26 protein-coding genes are annotated in these 24,465 nt (G+C 58.9%); 13 read left to right on the forward strand and 13 right to left on the reverse strand.

What is annotated here, in order from left to right; translation table 11 throughout:
* Positions 1-22: 22 nt before the first annotated feature.
* Both fabB and AB9K37_RS18530 read left to right on the forward strand, forming a co-directional pair.
* Positions 23-1,252 carry a beta-ketoacyl-ACP synthase I gene (gene fabB, locus AB9K37_RS18525; RefSeq protein ID WP_369841621.1) on the forward strand — a complete coding sequence of 410 codons (1,230 nt, stop codon included), beginning with the start codon at positions 23-25 and terminating at the stop codon, positions 1,250-1,252.
* Between the two features lie 9 nt (positions 1,253-1,261).
* Positions 1,262-2,050 carry an enoyl-ACP reductase gene (locus tag AB9K37_RS18530; RefSeq protein WP_369841624.1) on the forward strand — a complete coding sequence of 263 codons (789 nt, stop codon included), beginning with the start codon at positions 1,262-1,264 and terminating at the stop codon, positions 2,048-2,050.
* Positions 2,051-2,171: 121 nt separating this feature from the next.
* Here the strand turns inward: AB9K37_RS18530 and AB9K37_RS18535 are convergent, their stop codons facing one another.
* Positions 2,172-2,600, reverse strand: coding sequence for a peptidylprolyl isomerase (locus AB9K37_RS18535; RefSeq protein WP_369841627.1), 429 nt, complete (start codon positions 2,598-2,600; stop codon positions 2,172-2,174).
* Positions 2,601-2,769: 169 nt separating this feature from the next.
* Between AB9K37_RS18535 and AB9K37_RS18540 the strand changes: the two genes are divergently transcribed.
* From AB9K37_RS18540 to AB9K37_RS18570, 7 genes are all read left to right on the forward strand, one after another.
* Positions 2,770-3,459: a haloacid dehalogenase type II gene (locus tag AB9K37_RS18540; RefSeq protein WP_369841630.1), complete on the forward strand. Its 690-nt coding sequence runs from the start codon at positions 2,770-2,772 to the stop codon at positions 3,457-3,459.
* On the forward strand, positions 3,459-4,298 hold the full coding sequence (locus AB9K37_RS18545) for an alpha/beta fold hydrolase (RefSeq protein WP_369841633.1): 840 nt from the start codon (positions 3,459-3,461) through the stop codon (positions 4,296-4,298). The genes AB9K37_RS18540 and AB9K37_RS18545 overlap by 1 nt, the downstream gene beginning before the upstream one ends.
* A complete protein-coding gene (locus tag AB9K37_RS18550; RefSeq protein ID WP_369841636.1) occupies positions 4,295-5,272 on the forward strand; it encodes a threonine/serine dehydratase in 978 nt (325 codons plus the stop codon). The genes AB9K37_RS18545 and AB9K37_RS18550 overlap by 4 nt, the downstream gene beginning before the upstream one ends.
* A gap of 96 nt (positions 5,273-5,368) precedes the next feature.
* Positions 5,369-6,160: a 3-oxoadipate enol-lactonase gene (gene pcaD / locus AB9K37_RS18555; protein WP_369841639.1), complete on the forward strand. Its 792-nt coding sequence runs from the start codon at positions 5,369-5,371 to the stop codon at positions 6,158-6,160.
* Positions 6,157-6,870 (forward strand): alpha/beta fold hydrolase, encoded by a 714-nt coding sequence (locus AB9K37_RS18560; RefSeq protein WP_369841642.1) that lies wholly within the window; start codon positions 6,157-6,159, stop codon positions 6,868-6,870. The genes pcaD and AB9K37_RS18560 overlap by 4 nt, the downstream gene beginning before the upstream one ends.
* Before the next feature lie 107 nt (positions 6,871-6,977).
* The gene (locus AB9K37_RS18565; RefSeq protein WP_369842044.1) at positions 6,978-7,265 is read left to right on the forward strand and encodes an ArsR/SmtB family transcription factor; all 288 of its coding nucleotides are present in this window, start codon (positions 6,978-6,980) and stop codon (positions 7,263-7,265) included.
* A 118-nt stretch (positions 7,266-7,383) separates the two neighbouring features.
* A complete protein-coding gene (locus AB9K37_RS18570) occupies positions 7,384-9,120 on the forward strand; it encodes a sugar phosphorylase (RefSeq protein WP_369841645.1) in 1,737 nt (578 codons plus the stop codon).
* On the opposite strand, the gene AB9K37_RS18575 is transcribed toward AB9K37_RS18570, so the two are convergent.
* Positions 9,104-9,931: an alpha/beta fold hydrolase gene (locus AB9K37_RS18575; RefSeq protein WP_369841648.1), complete on the reverse strand. Its 828-nt coding sequence runs from the start codon at positions 9,929-9,931 to the stop codon at positions 9,104-9,106. The two genes, AB9K37_RS18570 and AB9K37_RS18575, sit on opposite strands and share 17 nt — an antisense overlap.
* Positions 9,932-10,109: 178 nt before the next feature.
* Here AB9K37_RS18575 and AB9K37_RS18580 point away from each other — a divergent pair, with 178 nt between their 5' ends.
* Positions 10,110-10,310: an ArsR/SmtB family transcription factor gene (locus tag AB9K37_RS18580; protein WP_369842047.1), complete on the forward strand. Its 201-nt coding sequence runs from the start codon at positions 10,110-10,112 to the stop codon at positions 10,308-10,310.
* Here the strand turns inward: AB9K37_RS18580 and AB9K37_RS18585 are convergent.
* Together AB9K37_RS18585 and AB9K37_RS18590 are read right to left on the reverse strand one after the other, a co-directional pair.
* Positions 10,292-11,512 (reverse strand): glycosyl transferase, encoded by a 1,221-nt coding sequence (locus AB9K37_RS18585; protein WP_369841651.1) that lies wholly within the window; start codon positions 11,510-11,512, stop codon positions 10,292-10,294. The two genes, AB9K37_RS18580 and AB9K37_RS18585, sit on opposite strands and share 19 nt — an antisense overlap.
* 18 nt (positions 11,513-11,530) lie before the next feature.
* Entirely contained in the window at positions 11,531-12,307 is a 777-nt protein-coding gene (locus AB9K37_RS18590; RefSeq protein ID WP_369841654.1) for an HAD-IIB family hydrolase, read from the reverse strand.
* Positions 12,308-12,528: 221 nt separating this feature from the next.
* Between AB9K37_RS18590 and rpe the strand changes: the two genes are divergently transcribed.
* On the forward strand, positions 12,529-13,215 hold the full coding sequence (gene rpe / locus AB9K37_RS18595; protein WP_369841656.1) for a ribulose-phosphate 3-epimerase: 687 nt from the start codon (positions 12,529-12,531) through the stop codon (positions 13,213-13,215).
* Positions 13,216-13,869: a phosphoglycolate phosphatase gene (gph, locus tag AB9K37_RS18600; RefSeq protein WP_369841658.1), complete on the forward strand. Its 654-nt coding sequence runs from the start codon at positions 13,216-13,218 to the stop codon at positions 13,867-13,869. It abuts the gene before it with no gap.
* Here the strand turns inward: gph and AB9K37_RS18605 are convergent.
* The 4 genes from AB9K37_RS18605 to AB9K37_RS18620 all read right to left on the reverse strand — a co-directional run bounded on the left by AB9K37_RS18605 (position 13,866) and on the right by AB9K37_RS18620 (position 19,092).
* The gene (locus tag AB9K37_RS18605; protein ID WP_369841661.1) at positions 13,866-14,519 is read right to left on the reverse strand and encodes a PAS domain-containing protein; all 654 of its coding nucleotides are present in this window, start codon (positions 14,517-14,519) and stop codon (positions 13,866-13,868) included. The genes gph and AB9K37_RS18605 overlap by 4 nt on opposite strands.
* A gap of 60 nt (positions 14,520-14,579) precedes the next feature.
* Positions 14,580-17,150, reverse strand: a complete 2,571-nt coding sequence (locus AB9K37_RS18610; protein WP_369841664.1) for an HWE histidine kinase domain-containing protein — start codon at positions 17,148-17,150, stop codon at positions 14,580-14,582.
* Positions 17,147-17,734 carry a biliverdin-producing heme oxygenase gene (locus AB9K37_RS18615; RefSeq protein ID WP_369841667.1) on the reverse strand — a complete coding sequence of 196 codons (588 nt, stop codon included), beginning with the start codon at positions 17,732-17,734 and terminating at the stop codon, positions 17,147-17,149. Before AB9K37_RS18615 ends, AB9K37_RS18610 begins: the two co-directional genes overlap by 4 nt.
* A 110-nt stretch (positions 17,735-17,844) precedes the next feature.
* Positions 17,845-19,092, reverse strand: coding sequence for a DUF2254 domain-containing protein (locus tag AB9K37_RS18620; protein WP_369841670.1), 1,248 nt, complete (start codon positions 19,090-19,092; stop codon positions 17,845-17,847).
* A 232-nt stretch (positions 19,093-19,324) separates the two neighbouring features.
* Here AB9K37_RS18620 and AB9K37_RS18625 point away from each other — a divergent pair, with 232 nt between their 5' ends.
* Positions 19,325-20,011 (forward strand): FadR/GntR family transcriptional regulator, encoded by a 687-nt coding sequence (locus tag AB9K37_RS18625; RefSeq protein ID WP_369841673.1) that lies wholly within the window; start codon positions 19,325-19,327, stop codon positions 20,009-20,011.
* Positions 20,012-20,014: 3 nt separating this feature from the next.
* On the opposite strand, the gene AB9K37_RS18630 is transcribed toward AB9K37_RS18625, so the two are convergent.
* Genes AB9K37_RS18630 through kdgD form a run of 5 tightly spaced genes read right to left on the reverse strand, consistent with a single transcriptional unit; the run spans position 20,015 to position 24,451 of the window.
* Positions 20,015-20,641 carry an SGNH/GDSL hydrolase family protein gene (locus tag AB9K37_RS18630; RefSeq protein WP_369841676.1) on the reverse strand — a complete coding sequence of 209 codons (627 nt, stop codon included), beginning with the start codon at positions 20,639-20,641 and terminating at the stop codon, positions 20,015-20,017.
* On the reverse strand, positions 20,638-21,534 hold the full coding sequence (locus tag AB9K37_RS18635; RefSeq protein WP_369841679.1) for a sugar kinase: 897 nt from the start codon (positions 21,532-21,534) through the stop codon (positions 20,638-20,640). The genes AB9K37_RS18630 and AB9K37_RS18635 overlap by 4 nt, the downstream gene beginning before the upstream one ends.
* A 3-nt stretch (positions 21,535-21,537) precedes the next feature.
* Positions 21,538-22,401 (reverse strand): amidohydrolase family protein, encoded by an 864-nt coding sequence (locus AB9K37_RS18640; protein ID WP_369841682.1) that lies wholly within the window; start codon positions 22,399-22,401, stop codon positions 21,538-21,540.
* Entirely contained in the window at positions 22,401-23,537 is a 1,137-nt protein-coding gene (locus AB9K37_RS18645) for a mandelate racemase/muconate lactonizing enzyme family protein (RefSeq protein WP_369841685.1), read from the reverse strand. Before AB9K37_RS18645 ends, AB9K37_RS18640 begins: the two co-directional genes overlap by 1 nt.
* Positions 23,538-23,545: 8 nt before the next feature.
* A complete protein-coding gene (kdgD, locus tag AB9K37_RS18650) occupies positions 23,546-24,451 on the reverse strand; it encodes a 5-dehydro-4-deoxyglucarate dehydratase (RefSeq protein ID WP_369841688.1) in 906 nt (301 codons plus the stop codon).
* Between the last annotated feature and the right edge of the window lie 14 nt (positions 24,452-24,465).

Consider the following 24,465-nt stretch of genomic DNA (forward strand, 5'->3'; position numbering starts at 1 on the left):
CATCAGGGAAGAGGAGTGCGCCATGCGCCGCGTCGTCGTCACAGGATTGGGCGTTGTTTCGTCCATTGGTAACAATGCCGCCGAAGTTCTGGACAGCCTCAAGGCTGGCCGCTCGGGCATCACCGCCAACGAGGACATGAAGGAATACGGCTTTCGTAGCCAGATCGCAGGCGCGATCGACCTTGATGTCACCCAGCACTTAGACAAGCGCACCCTGCGCTTCATGGGCCCCGGTGCGGCCTATGCCCATATCGCCATGCAGCAGGCCATCGCCGATGCCGGTCTTGAAGAGTCGGACATCGTGAACGAGCGCACCGGCCTTGTGGCTGGTTCGGGCGGTCCCTCGACCAGCTCCATGCTCGCTGCCCACCAGACGGTTCTGAAGAACATGTCGCCCAAGCGGATCGGGCCCTTTGCGGTTCCGAAGTGTATGAGCTCGACCATCTCGGCGAACCTGTCGACCGCGTTCAAGATCAAGGGCATCAACTACTCGATCACCTCGGCGTGCTCGACCTCTTTGCACTGCATCGGCAATGCCGCCGAGCAGATCATGATGGGCAAGCAGGACGTGATGTTCGCGGGCGGCGGCGAAGAGCTGGACTGGACCTTGTCCTGTCTGTTCGACGCGATGGGCGCGATGTCCTCGAAATACAACGACACCCCCGAGAAAGCCTCGCGTGCGTTCGACGCGGACCGTGATGGTTTTGTCATCGGTGGTGGCGGCGGCATCGTCGTTCTGGAAGACCTAGAGCACGCTCTGGCCCGCGGCGCAAAAATCTACGCCGAAGTCACCGGCTACGCCGCGACCTCGGACGGTCACGATATGGTTGCCCCCAGCGGCGAAGGCGGAGAGCGCGCCATGCGTCTGGCGCTTCAGTCCCTGAACCCCGAGCGCAAAGTTGGCTACATCAACGCGCACGGCACCTCGACCCCCGTGGGCGATGTGGGCGAAGTCGAAGCGGTTCGCCGCGTCTTTGGCGAGGGCAGCACGCCGCTGATCTCGTCGACCAAGTCGATGACCGGTCACAGCCAAGGTGCCACCGGTGCCCAAGAGGCGATCTACTGCCTCTTGATGCTGCAAAACGACTTCATCGCACCGTCGATCAACGTCGAAACGCTGGACCCCGCGCTGAAGCCCGAAGAGATTGCAACGGCGCGCGTGGATAACGCGGGTCTCGACACTGTTATGACCAACTCGTTTGGTTTCGGCGGGACCAACGGGTCCATGCTGCTCAGCAAGTATCTGGGGTGATTTTAGAAGATGGCTGATTTGATGAAGGGCAAGCGCGGTCTGGTGATGGGTGTCGCCAACAACCGCTCGATTGCTTGGGGCATTGCCAGCGCAATGGCCGCCGAGGGCGCGGAACTGGCGTTCTCTTACCAAGGCGAGGCGTTCGGTCAGCGGGTCAAACCGCTGGCAGAGAGCGTGGGCTCAGACCTGCTGGTCGACATGGATGTCACCAACGAGGCCTCCTTGGACGCAGGCTTTGCCGCGCTCAAAGAGCGTTGGGACAGCATCGACTTTGTCGTTCACGCGATCGCGTATTCGGACAAGAACGAGCTGACCGGCCGTTTCATCAACACCAGCCGTGACAACTTCAAGCACTCGCTCGAAATCTCTTGCTATAGCTTCATCGACGTGGCGCGCCGCGCATCCGAGATGATGCCGAACGGCGGTACCCTGCTGACCCTGACCTATCAGGGCTCTAACCGCGTGACGCCCTATTACAACGTGATGGGCGTGGCCAAGGCAGCGCTGGAGTCGGCAACCCGCTATCTGGCCAACGATCTTGGCCAACAGGGCATCCGCGTGAATGCGATCTCGCCCGGCCCGATGAAAACACTGGCAGGCGCAGCCATCGGCGGCGCACGCAAAACCTTTAAGCACACCGGCACGAATGCCCCCCTCGGGGACAACGCCACGCTCGAAGCGGTGGGCGGCACCGCTGTCTATCTGGCCTCTGATTACGGCGCATGCACCAGTGGCGAGATCATCACGGTTGACGGCGGCTTCCATGTTTTGGGGATGCCGCAGGCCGACAACCTCTGATCTTGCTCGCGACCTGATCTCGTAACGCGCATCCTCACGGGTGCGCGTTTTCCGTTTGCCTCCCCCAAAAAATGAAGGGCGACCCAAAGGCCGCCCTGTCAAATCAACTTGAGCTAAGAGATCAGGCGATCTCGACCAGCTCCAGCGCGAAGGTCAGGTCCTGCCCGGCCAGCGGGTGGTTTGCGTCCAGAACCACCTGCTCTTCGGTGACTTCTTGAACGACCACAGGAACAACCTGACCCGAGGGAGTCTGCATCTGCAGCTGCAGGCCAACTTCCAGCGGGATGTCTGCGGGGATGTCCGCGCGCGGCACGGGCTGGCAGGCTTCTTCCTGACGCTCGCCATAGGCTTCGGCTGCGGGAATGGTGATTTCCTTTTTCTCACCGACAGTCATGCCAGTGACGCCTTTGTCAAAGCCAGCGATCACTTGGCCGCTGCCCAGAGTGAATTCCAGTGGGTCACGACCCGCCGAGCTGTCAAACTGGCTGCCATCGTTCAGGGTGCCAGTGTAATGGATGCGTACTTTATCGCCCGATTTTGCTTCGGTCATGAGGGACTCGCTTTCTACATTTTCGGAGGGTGAGTTGGCGGAGGCCACGGTCCGTTGCGCGGGTTCTCCTTTGCGATGCTTACAAACTTAGGGATCGTCCCCCCGGATTGCAAACCGCTTTTATTTTATAGGGAATACGTGCACTCTGTCCCGACAAGGGGAGGAGACCTTGATGACATCAACCTGTATTTTCGACGCCTATGGCACGCTCTTTGACGTGTCGGGCGCCGCCAAACAGGCTGCGTCCACGCCAGAGGGACAGGCATTGGCGGACCATTGGCCCGCCTTGTCCGAGAGGTGGCGAGCAAAGCAGCTGGAATACACGTGGCTCAGGGCCATCACGGGGGCACACACCGATTTCTGGCAGGTGACCCAAGACAGTCTGGACTGGTCGCTAGAGGCACTTGGCCTACACGAAGACCAGAGTCTCAGGGCCCAGCTTTTGGACCTGTATCGGGCATTGCCTGCCTATGACGAAGTGCCAGCCACACTGCGCGCCCTCAAGGCGCGCGGCGTCCGCTGCGCTATACTGTCAAATGGCGACCCGGAGATGCTGGAGGATGCTGTCACATCTGCCGGAGTCGCCGATCTATTGGACGGCTTGATTTCTGTTGAGGAAGCAGGCGTCTATAAACCAGACTACGCCGTTTACGATCTGGTTGGCTCAACGTTTGACACGAGCGCGGATGATGTGCTCTTCGTTTCTTCGAACGGATGGGATGCGGCAGGTGCCGCGGGCTACGGCTTCAATACGCTGTGGGTGAACCGTGCAGGGTTGCCGGTCGACAGAATGCCATGGCGGCCACGTTTCGTTTCTAAAGACCTGACTGCAGTTACAGATGTTTTGGAGGAAATCTGATGCCCCGCTTTGACACCAGTGATGGCCTGAGCCTGCATTACACAGATCAAGGCAAAGGCCTTGCGGTCTTGTGTCTGCCCGGATTGACCCGCAACAGCGACGACTTTCTATATGTCCTGCCCCATCTCAAAGGCGTGCGAGTGATCACCCTAGACAGTCGCGGTCGTGGACTGTCGGAATGGGACGGCGACTATCTGAACTATTCTGTCCCCAGAGAGGCAAGCGATGTGCTTGAACTCTGTGCACATCTCGGTCTGGACCGCATTGTGATCTTGGGCACGTCTCGCGGGGGCTTGATCGCCATGGGGCTTGCGGCCACACATCCCGAACTTTTGGCAGGTGTGATCCTGAACGACATTGGACCGCATATTGACGAAGCGGGCCTTGCTCGGATCAAGGACTATGTCGGCGTCACACCAGATTACCCCGATCTGGAAAGCGCCGCGCAGGCGTTGGCCAAATCCGAAGGCCAGGAGAACCCGAATGTGCCCCTGTCCCGCTGGCGCGACCATGCCGCCGCCTTGTATCGGCAGGGCGAGAACAGAGTGGTTCTGCGCTATGATCCGCGCCTTGCGACGGCTTTGGCCGAACAATCAACTGACGGCACGCTGCCGGATCTATGGCCCTTTTTCGATGCGTTGAAAGGCAAACCGGTTGCCGTTATCCGCGGGGCAAATTCCGACCTGCTGTCAGAATCGACGGTGGCCGAGATGGCCCGCCGCCATCCCGACATTGTTTCGGTCACTGTGCCTGAACGCGGACACGTGCCTTTTCTCGATGAACCAGAGGCGTTAAAGGCGATTAACGCTGTTCTAGAGAGTATTCAGGTTCCCGCATGACCGACATCGCTGCAATCGCCGCTGCTGCTGAACGACTAAAGGGCCACGCCCGCCGCACCCCGCTGCTGGAGTCACCCTTTTTGAATGAGATCGCGGGTCGCCGCGTCCTTCTCAAGCCAGAGTGCCTTCAACACACTGGATCGTTCAAATTCCGCGGTGCGTGGTCGGCTTTGTCTGCCCTTGACCCGGAAACGCGTGCCAAGGGCATTCTTGCCTATTCCAGCGGCAACCACGCCCAAGGCATCGCTATGGCCGCCGCGCGCCACGGCGTTCCAGCAGTGATCGTCATGCCAGAGGATGCCCCTGCCCTGAAACTGGCCAACACCAAGGCCCTTGGCGCCGAAGTCGTGACCTATGACCGCGCCGGCGGTGAAAGCCGCGAAGCCATCGGCGAAACTCTGAGTGCAGAGCGCGGCCTGACCTTGGTCAGACCCTATGACGAGCCAATGGTGATCGCTGGCCAAGGCACCGTGGGCCTAGAGATAGCAGAGCAGGCGGCAGACCTTGGCGTCACACAAGCGGATGTGCTGGTCTGCTGCGGCGGCGGCGGCTTGACGGCGGGGGTTGCGCTGGCACTAGAAGATCGCGCACCCGAAATGCGGGTGCGCCCTGTTGAGCCTTTTGGCTTCGACGACACGACCCGTTCCTTGGCGGCGGGTCAGATCCTGTCAAACGATCGCCACACGGGAAGCCTGTGCGATGCGATTATAACACCGCAGCCCGGCAATCTGACCTTTCCCATACTACAGCGGCTTTGCGGTCCCGGCATCATCGTGACCGACGCCGAAGCGGTGCGCGCGATGGCGCTCGCTTTCCTGCGCTTGAAAGTCGTCGCCGAGCCGGGCGGTGCGGTTGCTTTAGCGGCCACGCTTTTCAAAGCGGACCAGATCGAAGGGGATGCGGTCATCGCCGTCATTTCCGGCGGCAACGTCGACCCTGCGATCTTTGCTCAGGCTCTGACCCATCTGGACTGATCGGCGGGTTTCGACCACCCACGTTGGAAGAGGTTGCCGCCATACCGGCCGCGGCCTAAATTCCACAGATTAACAACCTCCATCACCACGTCTCAGATGCCCATTGCTTACCTACCGGACTTGCGACTCCACTACCGCGACGACGGCCCCAAACACGCCCCAGCGCTTGTGCTTGTCCACGCGCTTGGAACCGACCTGACCATCTGGGACGCGGTCTGCGCAGCCCTGCCTGACACCTTGCGCGTTATCCGTTATGACCTGCGCGGCCACGGGCAATCGGACGTGCCCTCTGGCCCCTACACGATGGGAGCGATGGTGCGTGACGCTGAGCGTCTGCTCGAACACCTTGGCCTGAAAGATGTCGCCTTTTGTGGTCTGTCGATCGGAGGATTGGTGGCGCAAGGGATCGCGGTGAAGCGGCTCGATCTGGTGCGCAGCCTAATTTTGTCCAACACCGCTGCACGTATTGGGCACGAGAGCCTATGGGACAAGCGCATCGAAGCGGCGCGGACCCAAGGGCATTCGGCCATGGTAAAAGCTTCGCTGGAGCGATGGTTCCCGAGGCAAGACCTAGCGCAGCCCCATATTCAACGCATCAAAGACATCCTCGAACGCACTTCGCCTGAGGGCTACATCGCAGCAATGGAAGCGATCCGGGGCACGGATTTTTACACGCCAACCAGCGGACTAAGGCTGCCCACCTTGGGCATTGGAGCGGTCAACGATGCCTCGACGCCGCCTGATCTGGTGCGCGAAACCACCGAATTGGTGCCCGGATCGGAGTTCACCTTGATCCGCCGCGCTGGCCATTTGCCCTGCGCCGACCAGCCCGAGACCTATGCCCGCGTTCTGACCGATTTTCTGAACGCCACTGGACACCTGTCATGAGTGATTTTCTGTTGATCCACGGCTCATGCCACGGCGCGTGGTGTTGGCGGGACCTGATCCCCGCATTGGGCACACGCGGCCACGCTGCGCGTGCCATTGATCTGCCGAGTCACGGGTCAGATGCCACCCCCCTCGACGAAGTCACATTGGACCTATATGCGCATGCCATTCTGGATGCGATGGCGGGGCCGACTATCGTGGTCGGTCATAGTATGGCAGGCTTCCCGATCTCCCGTGCCGCCGAACTGGACCCCAGCCGGTTCGCGCGTCTGGTTTACCTATGCGCCTACGCGCCCCGTGATGGCGCCAATCTGGCAGAGATGCGTCGAGAGGCTCCCTACCAACCGCTTATGAAAGCCGTGATCAAGTCCCCCGATGGGCTCAGCTTCGGGATCAATCCGGAAATGGCCCAAGACGTTTTCTATCACGATTGCCCGCCCGAAACCGTCGCCTACGCGCTGACCCGTCTGGGCCCACAAGCAATTAAGCCGCAAGAAACGGCGATCCAACTCGGCGACAACTACGCCTCTGTTCCCAAAAGCTATATTCGCTGCGACCAAGACAGAACCATCCCCCCTGAATACCAGCGCACGATGACCGAAACCTGGCCAGAGGCAGACGTCTACGCGATGGATTGCAGCCATTCACCCTTCTTTGCCGATCCCGTCCGTTTGGCAGGTTTGCTTAGCAAGATTGCGGAAGCGGACTAGACCTCTACCCTCTCGAAATCCCGTTGCGCGGTGTCTATATTGTTTCCACTAAACGAAAGAATCGAACGACAGTGACCTTAGACGACTTGCAAGCAGAACCAACAGAGATGTCCAGCAGCGCCCAAGCGGCAGCGGCCTATCTAAAGACCCTCGCCCATGAGGGCCGGCTGATGATCCTGTGCCATCTGGGGTCGGGAGAGCGCAGCGTCGGCGAGCTTGAGCAACTGCTGAACATCCGTCAGGCAGCGGTCAGCCAGATGCTAGCCCGTCTGCGCGAAGAAGGTCTGGTTGCGACCCGCCGCGATGGCAAAACCGTCTATTACAGCCTCGCTGATGATCGCACCTCGCAGGTTATCAATATGCTCTACAAGTTGTTCTGCGCACCCCAAGCCTGAACAACGCCTTGCCCAATTATTCAGCGGATGCCCGCCATACGGGCCTTTCCTGAGTTACAGGGCTTTCCTTCGCAGACCGAGCGCTTAGTCTGGCCTAAAAAGAAGGCCCTATTTGATTATGCGCGACCCTTTTCTGATCCGCCTGCACGACCTGCTCACGCAGATTTACCCCGACCACAACCCCGCAGACCTCAGCCAAGCAGTTCAAGACGCCTTCTGGCCCGAAGGCACATCGCGCCGCAAACGCGCGCGTTTCCCTTCGAACAACCTGTGGTCAGAACGTGACTGCATGGTCATCACCTACGGGAATTCGATCCGTGACGGGCAGCACAAACCTTTGGATTTGTTGCGTGATTTTCTGACTCGTCATCTCAAAGGTGTGGTGAACGGCGTTCATATCCTGCCCTTCTTTCCCTTTACCTCAGACGACGGGTTTGCCGTAACGGACTACCGCGCGGTGAACCCCACTCTGGGGGATTGGCCGGACATTCAGCGCATCGCTAAAGAGTTCAAACTGATGTCCGATCTGGTGCTGAATCATGTCAGCAGCCAGTCCACTTGGTTCAATGAATACCGTCAGGGCCACGAGCCCTATGACAAATTCTTCTTTGAGGCCTCGCCCGAAGATGATCTGTCCGACGTGGTGCGACCGCGAACTCAGCCCCTGCTGCGCGAAGTGCAAACCGCCAACGGCACACGCCACGTTTGGTGCACCTTTAGCCACGATCAGGTCGATTTGGACTTCCGCAATCCAGAGGTTCTTTTGGAATTCTTGCGGGTCACCCGTCTGCATATCGACAACGGTGTACGCATCGTTCGTCTGGATGCCGTGGCCTTTATCTGGAAGGAAATCGGCACCAAATCGATCCATATGCCGCAGACCCATGCCATTGTGCGCCTGATGCGGTTGCTGGCGGATTTCGCGCAGGAGCCTGTGATCCTGCTGACCGAGACCAATGTGCCGAATGCCGAAAATCTGTCCTACTTTGGCAATCGAAACGAGGCACATGCGGTCTACAACTTTTCGCTGCCGCCCCTGCTGCTACACGCAATGTTATCGGGCTCTGCGAAATACCTGAACCGATGGCAGGCGACGATGCCCCCTGCTCAACTTGGATGTGCCTACCTGAATTTCTCGGCCAGCCATGACGGGATTGGAATGCGCCCCGCCGAAGGGATTCTGCCACCTATCGAAACCGAGCAGGTCATCGATTGCGTCAAAGCCCACGGCGGCCTCGTTTCCATGCGGAGCCTGCCCAATGGCGGTCAAAGCCCGTATGAGCTGAACATTACGTTCTTTGACGCGCTCAAGGGCACGATGAAGGGGCAGGACGCGCTGCAAATCGAACGTTTCCTTGCAGCCCAGAGCATTGTCATGGCGCTAGAGGGGATCCCGGCCTTCTACATCCATGTTCTACTAGCGACCGCAAATGATCTGGCTGGTGTTGAGAAGACGGGTGTGAACCGCGCGATTAATCGCCATCGCTGGGATTATCCCGCCTTGAATACCGCGCTGTCTGATCCCCAAAGCACCCAGAGCCGCGTGCTGACCGAGATGAAACGACGGATTGCGATCCGCGGACGGCAGCCCGCGTTCCATCCAAACGCCACGCAATTCACGCTCCAACTGGACGACCGGATTTTTGGCATCTGGCGCCAGAGTCTGGAGCGAGATCAGTCGATTTTTGCCCTCCACAACGTCAGCGACGAGGTGCTTGAGATCGATCCCGTCGCGATCAACCTCATCGACGGGCACGACTGGTACGACCTGCTGACCGGCGACGTGATCCATCCGTCAGGGACCAAAATCCGACTCGAGCCTTATCAATGCCGCTGGATCAGCAATCGCCAGTAAGGCGAATGGTCTTCAGGACCGCCGCAACGATGGCTTCGGGGCGGTCTTCTTGAACCAGATGGCCCGCCCCCCAGATCGGAACAAGCGGTGCCTCTGAAATTTTGGCCGCGAGTTCCTTGCCTTTGGCAAACGGGATCCACGCATCTTCGGTTCCCCATAGAACGGTGACTGGGCAGTCCATGACGCCAAAAAGCCCTTCGATGTCGTCCGTATACCGCTGATCCATTTGCGCGATCTGGCGGTAGAACGCTGGCTGGCCAACCGGACCGATCCACGGTTCTGCATAGATTCCCATCGCCTCTTGGGTCAGTGGCACGTTTGCCGAGGTCTGCAAATATGCCCGAAGCAATGCTTCGTGCATATAGCTTGGCATACCCGCAAAGGCCTCTTGGTGCTGGCGCACATGCTGAACAAATGGCGAGCCCCAAGGCGCAAGAGCGACTGCATCAAATATCGTCAAAGACCTGTAGCGTAGACCATTCAGGTAGCACGCACGCAGGGCCGTCGCGCCGCCAAAATCATGAGCCAGCACATCTGGCTTGTTCAAATTCCATTCCGCAAATAATCCAGCGAGCACGGTGTTCTGGACACCCAAGGATACATCCTGCCCCTCTCGCTTTTCTGACTGTCCGTATCCGGGCATGTCATAGAAATAGACAGTCCGGTCCGCACAAAGATGCGGAATGATCCGACGCCAGACCTGCGCGGAGAACGGTGTGCCATGCAAAGCAACCAGAGCAGGTCCTTGCCCCAGGCATCCCCAACGGACCTGATTGCCTTCGATCACCGAGGTGTGGGGTAGCTTTAGCATCAACCATCCTCCCATTGTCATTTAGCTAATTAACGATATGAATAGACGCATGGACCGATCAATTCAAATAAAAGCGATGGCCAGCGCGCAGCGGCTACAGATCCTGCGCCTTTTGGCGGCACCGGAAACCCACTTTGCAGGTCAGTGGTCTGCGGACCCTAAGCAATTCGGCGTGTGTATGAGTCTGATTGCCGAGGCACTACAGATCGCTCAGCCGACCGCGAGTCGGCATCTGGATATCTTGCGACAAGCCGGATTCATCACGGTGCAAAAGCACATGAAGTGGTCTTACTGCAAACGGAACGACCCAGCGCTCAGGGAATACCTCAGCTGGGTCGCTACCGATTTGCAGCTTGGAGATCAGGCGAGATCTGCGTAGTCCTGTTTGACCGCTGTCAGCATGTCGGCCATCAGCATCGAATCCGCTGCGTGCACACGTGACCACGTGGGAATGAACGGGGTCTCGAACGGGTTATCAAGGAAGGCATGACCCGCGTTCATGATGTTCTCAGCAAACAGTTCGATGCTGCGCTCTTCTTTATGGCGGTCAATCGACAGGCCATTCATCTCGGCATCGTTGTAATAGCTTTCGAGCAGGTCCAGAGCCGTACGGTAGTATACCGCCTTGAGCGTTCGAAACACGTTTCCGGTAAAGACTGTGCCGTCCGCTGCCAGCTTGCGGAAGATCGCCTTGCAGATGTCGGTGGACATGCGGTTCAAACCTGTTTCCGCGTCCTCGGGTGACAGCTCCTGATGTTTGTGGTCGTAGGCATCACTGATCTCGACCTGACACACCGACTTGGGTGCCAAGTTGCGCCAAGCTTCGGACAGAACACCGATTTCCAGCCCCCAATCACTGGGGATGCGCAGGTCGGGCAACATCGCTGTACGCATCGCGAATTCGCCCGAGAGCGGATAGCGGAAGCTGCGCAGGAAATCGATGTAGTCCTTGTCCCCTACCACCTTCTTCAAGGCAATGAGCAATGGGCTGACCAGCAGACGGGTGACGCGGCCGTTGATCTTTCCATCGCCGATCCGCGGATAGTACCCTTTGGACAATTGATAGGGGAACCGCGGGTTCACAACCGGATAAACGAGACGCGTGAGCATATCCTTGTTGTAGGTCACGATATCACAGTCGTGAATCGCCATCACCGAGCTATCGCGGCAGGCCATCATATAGCCCAGACAACCCCAGACGTTCTTTCCCTTACCCGGCTCGGAAGGATACAGCCCGTGCGCCTTGAGCCGCTCCCCGATCGCCAGATTACGCGGGCTATCGTTCCAGATCACCACATGGTTCTGTGGAAGACGCGAGAAGAACTTGACGGCATGTGCATATTGCTCTGCATTCGCGCGGTCGAGCCCGATGATAATCCGATGCAAATATGGGACCCGCGAGAGCTCGTCGACGATGCTCTCAATCGCGGGCAGCTCCAACTCGGAATAGAGACAAGGCAGGATCAGGGTGATCTTGCGGTCCTTTGAAAAAGTGGTCAGCTCATGGCTCATTTCTTCTGCGGTTTTGGCCCGCAGGTTATGAAGCGTAGCGATGTGTCCATTCTGGTGAAAATCAGCCAAAGCTTTGATCCTTATTCATTATTCATAACGGCGCAGGAGCGTTTGAACCGCGTGTGCCCAACCTGTCGGGCCAGGCGAAAGTTCCCTGATCACGCGCCCCTCCAGCTCTCCGTTTACAGGGGGCAGAGGCGTGCGGTGTGGGTTGGGGATGATCACGCCATGGGTGGCTTGTTCGATCATTTCAATGTCATTGGGCGCGTCCCCCAAAGCGATGCTCGGCGGTGTGCCGTACATATCCAGCACCTCGGCCATGGCATCAGATTTCAGGCGCCCCCACCCTAGCGTCAAAAAGCGACCGCCATCCCGACATGTCACCCCAAGATCAGCCAGGGCTGCAATAAAAGCGTCGCGGTTTGCGTCCGACCCGGACCATATTCCCGGTTCGGAAAATGCGCGAGTCGCAGCCTTGGCGGCACTACCGACAGGAAGCCCTGTTGCATCGGCAACGCCGTTTGCATCCATATCACCGAACCCGCGATAGTATTGCCGCAGCTCTGAGGGCACCTCATTTAGGGCCGCGCGCAGCTTGGCATAGGGTCCGGGATCAGGAAGCTCCCCTGCACCTGCGGGCATCACACCAGCCCCGTTTTCACAAATGGCAGGCCAGCGGTCGAGTCCCATCGCACTGCGCAACTCTGCGATTTCGGGCGCGGTTTTCGAACTTGTGAGGATGACCGGAATACCCTGCTCGGTCAGCTTTGTTAAAACCGGCTCTGCTGGCGACCAGTCATAGGTGTCATGATCCAAAAGGGTGCCGTCTAAATCGGTAAAAACTATGAGTGGCGGGGTCTTCATTCTGTCCTCCTGCGAGGACTATCCCGCGCAGAGCGTGACACCACAATGAAGCAACGCGCAATTATTACCCATGATTCTCTCAATTGCTTATTTTTTGAGCGAACCATTTAGCCCAACCTTCGTATCACAGCGCGCATTTTGCCGCTGCCAAAAACGGGTAAATACGCTAGACCCATCATCAAGATTCCGCGCGGCTTTTCGCGCCACCAAGGAGACGCCAGATGAGCTTTGACCGGTCTATCAAAATTGCCCCTTCGATCCTGTCGGCAGATTTCGCCAACTTCGGTCAGGAAATTCAGGCCATCGAAGCCCAAGGCGCTGACTGGGTCCATGTGGATGTCATGGATGGCCACTTCGTACCAAACCTGACTTTTGGCCCGCCCGCCGTCAAAGCGTTCCGTCCTCATGTGAAAACCGTCATGGACGTACATCTGATGATTAGTCCCGTGGACGCGTATATTGACGCTTACGCGGATGCTGGCGCCGACTATCTGACTGCTCATATCGAGGCAGGCCCTCACATCCACCGGACGCTGCAAGCGATCCGCGGCGCTGGCATGAAGGCAGGCGTCGCGCTGAACCCTGGCACCCCTGCGGATGCGATTGAACACCTCTTGGACCTGACGGATCTGGTATGCGTGATGACCGTGAACCCCGGTTTCGGCGGTCAGAAGTTCATCGACATGACCACCAAGATCCGCAAACTGCGCGAAATGATTGGCGACCGCCCTGTCCACATTGAAATCGACGGCGGGGTTGATCCGACCACTGCGCCGCTGGTCTCTGCTGCGGGGGCAGATGTCTTGGTGGCGGGCTCTGCGGTGTTCCGCGGCGGTTCTGTCGATGCGCCAGACGTCTATGGCAAGAACATTTCCACCATCCGCACTGCGGCCGAAAGCGCACTCTGAATGGCGCGGATCATTTTTGATTTGGACGGGACGCTGATCGACAGCGCCCCGGACATCCAAGCCGTCGCAAATGGCGTGCTTGGGGCCGAAGGCTACAGCCCGATCACCCTAGAGCAAACCCGCAGCTTTATCGGAAATGGCGCACCCACCTTTGTCGCCAGAATGCGGGCCGCGCGGGATATTCCAGACAGCGAACAAGGTCGCCTGTTGACCGCCTTTAAGATTGGCTACGTCAGTGCGGTGGACCTGACCGTAATCTACGATGGCGTTGTTGACGCTCTTTGTTCGCTGCGAGATCAAGGGCACAAGCTTGGGATTTGCACAAACAAGCCATTCGCTGCAACCGAGGCGATCCTGAAGCACTTGGATCTGGCATCATTCTTCGACGCAGTGGTCGGTGGCGACACTCTGCCCCATCACAAGCCCGACCCTGCCATGCTCTTTGCCGCCGCAGATGCAATGGGCGAAGGCGCAATTCTCTATGTGGGAGACAGCGAAGTCGATGCAGAGACCGCCCGCCGCGCGGACCTGCCCTTTTTGCTGTACACAGCCGGCTACCACAAGACCGATCCGGCCAGCATCCCGAAGACGGCCAGCTTTGACAGCTATTCAAGCTTTGTAGAGTTGGTGGCCCGCACTCTGCCGAAGAGTTAATTCTTCGTATTCTGGGTGCCTTCGACAGCCTCGACCGCGCCCTGCAGACGGGCAATCGCTTCGTTACACTTCAGGCTGCACTCGTGCAGGTGCTGCGAGAGCATCTCGATTTTGGATGCATCTGGTTGACGGGACAGAATGCGCGCCGCCCCTGCGGTCATGCTCACGATGTTGTTCAGATTATGAAGCGCAGCCTTGTTTGCCTCGAACAATGCCTCAAGAGAGGCGATTGCGTCGGGCGAAGCATCAAGAGTGTAAGGGCGCGATGTCACATCGGACGAGATGACCAACAGCGATGGCTCCCCACCTGACTGCAACTCAAGCGGCACAACTTCAATGACCCAAGACCGCGTCACGCCGTCTCCGGTCTGGAACGTGCCGGTAAAGCTGTTCGCTATACCGCCAAGCCCCTGCTCGACCGCCTTGATGGCACGCTGTTGGGATTCGCCATCCCACAGGTCCGTCCAAACATTCCCGCAAAAGTCATCTTTTTGAACCTGCAAAAGGTCGAGCCCGCGCGGGTTCACCGCTCGAATAACGCCCTTCGGATCAAGGACTTTGACGCAAAGATCAGCGCGACGCGCTACGGTCCCGATCACTGTCTCCAGCGCGGATGCGTCAATATGTAAATCACCTAGAAGGATACTCATCGTCTCTGGAACCCACCTTTCACATGACCGACCCTACAGACTTTAGCACATAAAGCAAAATCACTTTTTGCTGTGCGACATAGCCGTGGATATAGCCACTTCAAGCGTTTCGTTCGAAAACGGCTTACGGACAAAGGGGCATGGCGGGTACAAACCGGTTAGATCATCCCTGTCACCGTAGCCAGTTGCCACAATGAAAGGCACACCGAGTTCGGCCAGTTTTTCGGCCACCGGTAGGGATTGTTCAGACCCGAGATTCACATCCAGAACGGCCAGCTCGATGGTGTTTGCCTCGATCTCGCGCAGAGCATCCGCGACGTTTGACGCGATCCTGACGTCTTGGGCACCCATCTCGGTCAGGATGTCTGCGGCATCCATCGCGATAATCATAGTATCCTCAAGAACCAGCGAGACACCCTGCAACGATACGGGGCCGCTCGCAGCATCGGCGTTCTCGTCCCTCTTGGTTTCTTTAGCCACAAACTGCACGTAGCTTGCCGGAATGACGAACCGCGCCTCGACGCCGGTCATCTTGTATTGAATGTCGGCCTCACCTTGCAGTTCAAACGGGACGAAACGCTCGATGATCGAAGATCCGAAACCACGGCGCTTGGGCGGCGTGACGGGCGGCCCCCCGCGCTCGCGCCAATCGATGGTCAACGCACCGGCGGTGTCCTGCCCCAACGCGATGATCAAACGACCGCTTTCGCTTCCAAGAGACCCGTATTTGACCGAGTTGGTGACCAACTCGTGCACCACCAAAGCCAGATTGGTGAACGCTTTGGGCGCGATCTGAACATCTGTGCCCAGAATTTCAATCCGCTCGCTGTTCTTGCCGACATAAGCTGCCAGTTCCAGATCAATCAGGTCCAAAAGCGATGCATAATCCCACTCGTCATCTGTGAGCTGATCATGGGCCCGTGCAAGCGACTGGATTCGGCCATCAAGACGCGTGGTGAACTCACCGATAGTGTCGCGCTCTTGCACGCTCTGCTTTACCAGTCCGCGCATCAAGTTCAGGATATTGCGAACACGGTGATTCAACTCAGAGATCAGAAGCTCTTGCCGCTCTTGCGCCTTTTTGCGTTCATCAGCCGTCGCGTCGGTGATTTTCAGGAAAATCTCCAGCAGAAGGACGCGAAGCAATTCCGCCGAATGACGCGTGTGTTGGTTCCAAGGCGCACAGTGGCCTGCGACGATCTCGCGCCAGGCTTCAAAACTCTTGCGCGGTGTCAGGCGCAATCCGTTCGGGCCTGGCACGGCCGGCTTGGTGGGATTTCCAGCCCATGTCACAGCAGTTGCGATCTCGCGGCGGAACAGCACCAGATAGTCACGCGGCCGGCGCGAAATCGGAATGGCCAGCAGCCCCGCAAACCGGTCGACACAATCCGCTGCAGGAGGGTACTGACCTCCGATGCAATCTGTCGCAAAGACACCTGACGCAGCTGTGGTGTTCAAGAACCGTGCGAGTCCCTTGAATTCTTCTTCGGTCGGGGTCCCGCCAGTGGCGTGGAAATCCCCATCAGCGTAAAGCACCATCCCGTCATGGGGGATGACATCCCGCAGATCCCCCGAAACCTTGAGCAAACTCTCCGACAGGTCATCGCCATCTGCCATCAACGCCATCAGGCGGGTCTGCAGGTTGGCCATTTCTCCTTGGGCGCGGCTGCGCTGCTGCTCTTCAAGGTGGGTGAGTTCATAAGAGAACAGATGGGCAAAAAGCTCGATCGCTGTGCGGCGTTCAAACTCTACGTGGCGCGGCGTGCGATGGTGACACGCGAACAGGCCCCAAAGCTCTCCGTTGCGCATGATGGACACGGACATAGAAGCTTCGACACCCATGTTCCGCAGATATTCGATGTGGATCGGGGAAACTGCACGGGTGACCGACAAAGACAGGTCCAGCGGTTTGCCTTCGGGCGAGACCTGGGGATGGATTGCGGCCCCTTCGTCGTTCACATCAGCAATCAGCCGCAGCAGACTGCGCTTGTACAATGCACGCGCCTGCACTGGAATGTCAGAGGCAGGAAACCGCAGCCCCATATAGCTAGGCAAATCACCACGGCGATCCTCGGCCACCACCGATCCGGAATCGTCTGCCTGAAACTGATAGACCATGACGCTGTCGAAACCGGACAGGAGCCGCACGGCCCGTGCCGCTTCGGTTGTCACCTGCGTTAGCGAGCCCGCCGCGCGAATACGTTGGATCAGTGGATAGACGTCGGACAGTGAATCATCATCGCGCGTCGAGTCTGCCTTTGGCTCGAACTCGATGATCAGATGACGGCCACTCCGATGGATCGACACATCATACCTGACCATAGGATCCATAAGGCGGATACCGAACAACCGGTTCACACTTTCGCGGCCATCTAGAACTTTGGCGCGGATGCGCGACATGGCGGCTGCGGGCAGCACCGTGTCCAGCGGCGTACCAACAAGCTCTGCAGGCGTCGATCCGACAAAGGATCCGATATTTTCAGAGACGTGCTGAATCATCCAATCGGACGATACTGCGACGAGCGCGCCGTAGGATTGTACGCGCCCCAGAATGTGAATCGGTTCACGGTCGCAAGTCGTCAGATCAACTTCGCCCTCGTAGGGCGAACCGGAAGAAATGGCATCTGTCACAAGGATTTCTCTGTCAGATCGCGTGTCAGGGTTTCAGCCTCTTGGAATAGCTCGAAACCCGCAATTACGCTAGTGCAGATATCCTCTGCTTCGGCGCCGATAGCCGGCATTGCCCCCAACCTGAGGCACAATTCCCGCCATATTGCCTTGTATTCTTGCGGCGCGAAATAAAGTGGCACGTGGTCCAATTCGCTTTCCATCAACTTTCGCCGCAGAACTTCGGTCCCCAATCGCGACCCGATCACCAAGTAGGAGAGTGCCACAGGATGCAGCTCACGCTTGTGCCGCACCACAGGAACAGAGAGCCCATAATGTCGGCAGTCTTGCTCCAATCGGTCCAACATCTCAGAGATCAGACCCAGTGTTTCGCGGTCAGGCGAGGTACGCACTGCTGTTGATAATGCCGTGAGACCAGCCATTTGCGCCGCAAGAAAGGGCTTCAGGTGTTCTGCTGGATTTTTCTGAAACGGAAGGAAGCTCTGATCCAGAGCTTCGTGGGCGCTGCGGCTCTCGTCGCGCAGGCGCTGAAGAAGATCCTGTTTGGGCACCAATTGCCCGCAGACGGGACCGTGATCGTGTTTCATCGTCTGCTTCACAAATATCCCCCCAATCGGACGCCCGAAATACAGCAATTAGTACAGAGACGCGCTACTCGTTAAAAGGTTCCGAAATTACTTTTGGCGCAAATTTGGAATTACACATTCCGAACAAGAGATGCATGGGATTGGACATTCGCCATGTCACCCTCGCACATCTTTGCAGTTTCGCACCGCTCGATCCCGAGTGTCGCGAGCGCGCGCGCCGCCTCTTCGAAAATATCAGGCGCGCTTCCAGCCAGTGCACTCAGGACCATCTGCAGCCGCACCTGCACTTCGACAAAACCCGCACCATCCCGCGCAAGAGCGTGAAAGGCGTCTTCAATCAAGTTTTGTCCCGTAATGGGTGGCACATGCACTTTATCGCACGCCGGAGCGTCAACGGACACAGGCTTCCAGTGCGACAGGACACGGGCCTGCCGCGAGATGACGTCAATCGCGGTACCGGGATCATTCACAGCCGGGGACAATGCGCGCAGCGCGATCTCTGACATCACGACCAATCCAAACCGCGGGTCCTGATCAAAGTTGCGCTCGGGTCCGACCGTCACGCCTTCGCGCAGGGTATTCTCTTGCTCCTCGTCTAGTGGCCCGCCTGACACGTAGAGGATCGGGTTCGCAGGATGCACAAATTGACCCGGAGGTTCTGCCACCCAAACCTCTCGCTCCTGTTCTTCGACATTTTTTTGCAGGCCTGCTACATCTACGTGCTGCACATATCCCACTTCGACGGGGTAGATTGCACGCGCGTCAGGCGGGACCGCGCCAAGCCGTGGGACACCGCCTAGACAAGGGTTCTCGACCCGAACCTTGATCGACTGGATCGCCGCACGCTCGACCCGCGCCAGCGTATCATTCATCCGACCAAAATTTATCAGATGCGAAATCCAGCGCAGCAGGGCCAAGACAACCGTCGCCACAACGAGCACTGTCGCCACGAACAACAGAAATTTGCCATCATCGCTATAAAGCCCTGCCTCGAGCCCGATAATCGCCATCAGACTGAACAAAAACGCACCTAGAAATGTTGCCAGAACATTCTGCGTCGTGGGGTCTTGCTGTAGCAGCGCCGTCGCCCGAGGCGTGGCGGACGTCGCGGCAGCGGCATAGGCTTGCACTGCGATCGACAGAGAGAAGGTGGTCACCGCCAACATTGACGATGCGATGATCTGCAGGACCTCTTCAACCGCCCCGTCGCCTGGATCGAACCGCATATTCTGGGGCACGTACGGCGCAAGCGTGGGCGATACCACTGCCGCCAGCACAGCCACCAGACCATACCCAAGAACCCGTACCCAGATTTCCTTGAGCACCTGCCGCAGCTTCCAGAGGTATTTTCCCACCACGGCATCTCTCCTTTTTCGGCCAATGAGCCAACTCCATCAGAGCCGAAACGGTTCCCCGCCCCCCGTAGGAATCTAACCCCTTCGCACAGCGGCAATTGCAATTCTCTTGGGCTGTCCTGTAACTATATACTCAGGACACAAGACAAGAGCGCCACGGCGCTTCAGAGGGATGGGCACCGCCCAACCCACCGAAATCAGGAGCAAAGCGATCAGCCATCCAACAAGACGATCATTGGTAGCTACACTCAGCGACGATTTACGCGCGCTGATCCAATCTGGCAGCTACAATCCTGGTGACAAGCTCCCGAGCGAGGCCCAACTGACCCGCGAACACGCCGTCAGCCGCACCGTCGTACGCGAAGCCATCGCCGCTTTGCGCGCAGACGGTTTGGTCGAGGCGCGACAAGGCTCCGGCGTCTATATTTTGCCGCCTTCGGAGCAGGTTGCCGCCCCGTTCACGAATATTGATAGTGCACGCCTATCCTCGATGATCGAACTGCTGGAACTCCGCACTGCCGTCGAAGTCGAAGCCGCCGGCCTTGCCGCGCAACGCCGAAGCCCCTCCCAAGAAGAAAATATCTTAGACGCGCTGCGCAGTGTGACCCTACTCAACAATGCCAGCGAACCGTCGACTGAGGCAGATTTCGCCCTGCACCTCGCTATTGCCGAAGCCACGAACAATCCGCGCTTTGGGGAATTTCTTCAGATGATCGGCCCCAACAGCATCCCGCGGCGTGGATTGGACGCAGCGGACCCGAACGCGGCCTCGAAGCGCTACATCGAGATGATCAACAGCGAGCATGACAGCATCGTCACCGCGATTACAAACGGCGACGACGAAGGCGCCCGCGCTGCCATGCGTCAACATCTCAAGGGTAGTCAGCAGCGTTACCGCGCCCTTTTGCGGGATGCGCTCTAAGCTCTACAGCCCGAGAAGTTCCCGCGCCGGTTCCACCAGAGCTCGGCCGATAGCAGCAGTGTCTTCTGCGGGCAGATGCACGCCATCAATGGCCGAGGTTGTGGCAACCGTTCCCGCATCGAAAAACGCAACGCCAAGGTCCAGCGCCAACTGCTGATACATGGGTGCGAGGCGCTGGGTTTCTGCCACATCACGCCCACCGCCCGTCACACCATCCGGCCCGATCACGCAGGGCGGCGGAGAGACGAGCAACACCTTGGGCGCTTGCCCGATGCCGTCATAGGGGTGCGTGCGAATGATCTGCGCCAGACGCTTCATCCCCGCCGTTGCGCCCTCGGCGCGGCCACAGATCGTGGGCTTCAGGTCGTTAGTCCCAAGCATCACGATCACCAAATCCAGCGGGCTATGGGACTGCAGTAGGATTGGCAGCACCTTGGCGCCGTTGCGGCAACAGGGACCGGAGTGATCGTCGAACACAGTGGTGCGGCCACCGAGGCCTTCGGAAATCACTTCGACCCCGAGTTCCCGTTCTAGTACGTTTGGCCACAGGAACTCTGCGGGATGGCGGGTACCATCTTCGGGCTTGTGGCCCCATGTTAGGCTGTCACCAAAGGCAAGAATGCGGGTCATGCCGCGTCCTTTGCGATCTGGTCCATGGGCATGAGCGCCCCTTTGTGTCCAATCACCTGCTTAGCGATCCCGTGGGCATAACGCGCCGCTTCGGGTGCGGGTACGCCCTGTAAGCGGGCACTAAAATACGCACCATTAAAGCTGTCGCCCGCGCCAGTGGTATCCACGGGCTGCGCCTTGGGACCGGGTTCGATCAGGTGGGTTTCGCCGTCCGCCAGCACAAGCATGTCGCCACCGCCGTTCTTGACCACGATTTCGGTCGCGCCCGCATCCGCGTAGCGCTGCAATGTCGCCTGAGGGTCCGCGTCCCCGAAATAATCCGCTTCATCCTCATAGCTCGGCAGGGCAATCTCACTGACCCGCGCAGCCTGCATGATGGCCTCGCACATCGTCTGGGTGTCTGGCCACAGGCGCGGGCGCAGGTTGGGATCAAAAGCGACTCGTTGCCCCTGCAGAGCCTCGAGCAAAGCGGCGCGGCGATCAGCGGTCAGAATGCCCAAGGTGATCCCCGAGAAGTACACCAGATCAGCCCCGTCCACCGCCGCGGCCAAAGCCGCTGGATCATCGGCCAGACAGCGCGCCGCCGCCTGATCGCGCCAGTAGGTAAAGCTGCGCTCACCGTCCTTCAGCGTGATCATATACAGGCCCGCCACGCGGGTCGGATGGCGCATCACGTATTCGGTGCCGATGCCCCCTGCCCCCATGAAATCCAGCATCTGCTGCGACACCGGATCGGTGCCCACGCAGGTCACGTAATCCACTGATCCGGCGGGCAAAGTCGCCCGTGCGTACCAAGCCGTGTTAAACGTGTCCCCTGCAAAACCCGAACGCCAGAGGTTCGCTCCGGCGCCCGACAGCTCAATCATACATTCCCCGATAGAAACCAGTCTCATGCCTCACTCCCATTTGGGAAAACCGTAAAGCTCCTGAGGGTTTTCTACCAGTGCCAACTGCAAGGATTTCTCGTCTGGCAGCCAAGACAGAACTGTATCGGTCAAGTCAGCGTCATCGGGGTAATCTTCGGTCTTTTTCGCCAGATTATGCGGCCAGTTGGTGCCCCAGATGACGCGTTCGGGAGCATAGGCAGCGATGTCCCGAGCGACTTCGGCGATATCGGGGTAGTCGGGGCCACCGACCAGCGTCGCCTCATAGCAGCCCGCGAACTTGAACCAGACATTGCCCGTGTCAATCAAGCGCTTGATCGCGTCCACATGGGTGGGAGTGACGCCGCCGAAAATCTTGCCGTGATGGTCTAGAACCCAACGGGATTTCAGTGCCTTCAGACGCGGCTCCAGATCGGGCAAGGCGGTGCCGTCGAACTGCACGGCGGTCATCCAACCCGCATCGGCAGCCTGGGCATCGACGGCCTCTAGCTGCTCCAGGCCCACAGCTCCACCGGGCAGATCCATGATCCGCGCGCCGACGATACCAGCTTCTGTCAGGCGCTCCATTTCGGCGTCCGAGGTTTCCTTGCTGATCACCGCCACACCACGACCCAGATCGCCCATCTCGGCCACGCAGGCCAAAAGACATGCGTTGTCCGCTTGATGGGCGTTTCCTTGGGTGATCACCACGCGGTCGATCCCGAGCCATTCCATCGCGCGGCGGTACATGTCAGGGGTCGGAAGGGGCGCGGGTGGCAGGCCCGGCCCGCCATCCACCGCCGGATACCCCGGCACGTACATGTGCATCTGGGTGTCGATGGTGCCGCGCGGCAGGATGGTTTTCGGCGGCTCGCCGGTTAGTTTGCGGTCAATCATCACGCATCCTTCATGGCAAATTCACGCAGCGCGTCGCGGTTGATCTCGATCCCCAAGCCGGGTGCGTTCGGGATCTGGACGACGCCGTTCTGGTGTTCAATCGGAGTGGTCAAAACAGCCTGACGGAAGGGGTTGTGGGTCCGGTCGAACTCCATGATCGGATCGACGGGATTGGGGCGCACGGGGCTGGGGATCTGCGTCGCCATCCACTGTAGCGCCGCCGCAATCTGCACGCCCGTGCCCCAGACGTGCGGCACCAGACGGATGCCGCTGGTCGCCGCCATATCGGCCACGCGCCGCATCTCGGTAAAGCCGCCCACCCCGCAAAGGTCAGGCTGCGCGATATCCACCAGACGCTTGGCAAACGGCTCGGCAAAGCCCCAACGGGTGTGCCATGTCTCGCCCCCTGCCACGGGGATCGGTTGGCGGGCGCGCACATCGGCATAGGCCCCCAGCTGTTCGGGGACGACAGGCTCTTCGAACCAGTCGATTTCATAGTCGGCGGCCTTGTTCCCCAGACGCACCGCATCCACCACGTCATACCCGTGGTTGGCGTCGATCATCAGGCGCATGTCGTCGCCCATCACGTCGCGCACGGCACGGATGACGCGCAGATCCTCGTCTACGTCAAAGCCGATCTTGATCTTGGCGGCGTGGAAACCGGCAGCCTTGTGAGCGGCCATTTCACTGGCGTTATCCTCGACCCGATCCACGCCGTCGCGTTTGAAGCTGCCGGTGGCATAGGCGCGAACGCTCTCGCGGAAGCGGCCCCCCAGCAGCATGGACACGGACTGGCCCAGCACCTTGCCCTTGATATCCCACAGGGCGACATCAATGCCGGACAAGGCTGTGACCGCCAGCCCGCGCTGACCCTGATCGCGCAGCGCATTATAGCAAGTGGCCCAGATTTTCTCGGTCTCCATGGGATTCTGACCGATTAGCCAGCCCTTGTAGGCCGCGACGACCGACGCGTTGGGGCGCGCTGGCCCCAAACATTCGCCCCACCCGATGGTGCCATCGTCGCAGATGACCTCCACCAGCACGTGGGCGCGGCGGTCGAACCGCATCGAGGCGCTCTCGAACGGCGTCTCGAGTCGGTATTCCAACAGGTGGGTGCGAACGTCGGTGATCTTCATTTTGGACCTCAGACGGGGTTGGCGTCGATGATCTGCTGCAGGATCTGCTCTTCTTCGGGGGTCAGGTCCGACAAGGGCGACCGCACGGTGCCCGCGTCAAAGCCAACCAGGCGGACACCCGCTTTGATCGCCGAAACAGCATACCCCTTGCGGCGCGAACGCAGGTCCATGAACGGATAGAAGAAGCCTTTCAGGATGTCTTCGCAAGTGGCGCGATCCCCGGCCCGCAGCGCGTTGTAGAACTTGTTCGCCAGCGCGGGTACAAAGTTGAACACGGCCGAGGAATAGGTGGTGAACCCGGCACCCAGATAGGCCTCGGCAAACAGCTCTGCGGTGGGCATACCCCCCAGATAGGTCAGACGGTCGCCCATCTTGGCCGTGATCTGGCGGACCAGACCGATATCGCCAGTGCCATCCTTGAAGCCAATCAGGTTGGGGCATTCATCACACAGGCGCGCAAGGGTATCGGGCTGCAGCACCGCATTGTCACGGTTGTAAACCATCACGCCGAAATCGACCGACTGGCAGACTTTCTTGACGTGTTCAAACAGGCCCTCTTGGGGGGCGTCGATCAGATAGTGGGGCAGCAAAAGGATGCCATCCGCGCCGACCTTCTGCACGGACTGAGCAATCTCGACCGCCATTTCGGTGCCATAGCCGCAACCAGACACGATAGCGGTTTTGCCTGCGCTTTCCTTGGCCGCCTGCACGATGGTCGGGATTTCCGATGGGGTCAGCGAAAAAAATTCGCCCGTGCCGCCCGCCGCGAACAGAACCGGTGCATCAAAGCCCGCGAGCCAGTCGATATGCTTCTGGTAGCTGTCCTGCTGGAACGCACCGTTGCCGTCGAAATGGGTCACGGGGAACGATAGCAGTCCCGAACCAAGGGCTGCTTTGATCTCGTTGGGGGTCATTTTCTAGTCTCCTT

The organism is Donghicola sp. XS_ASV15, from assembly GCF_041224595.1.
In the GTDB taxonomy this organism is placed as follows: domain Bacteria; phylum Pseudomonadota; class Alphaproteobacteria; order Rhodobacterales; family Rhodobacteraceae; genus Donghicola.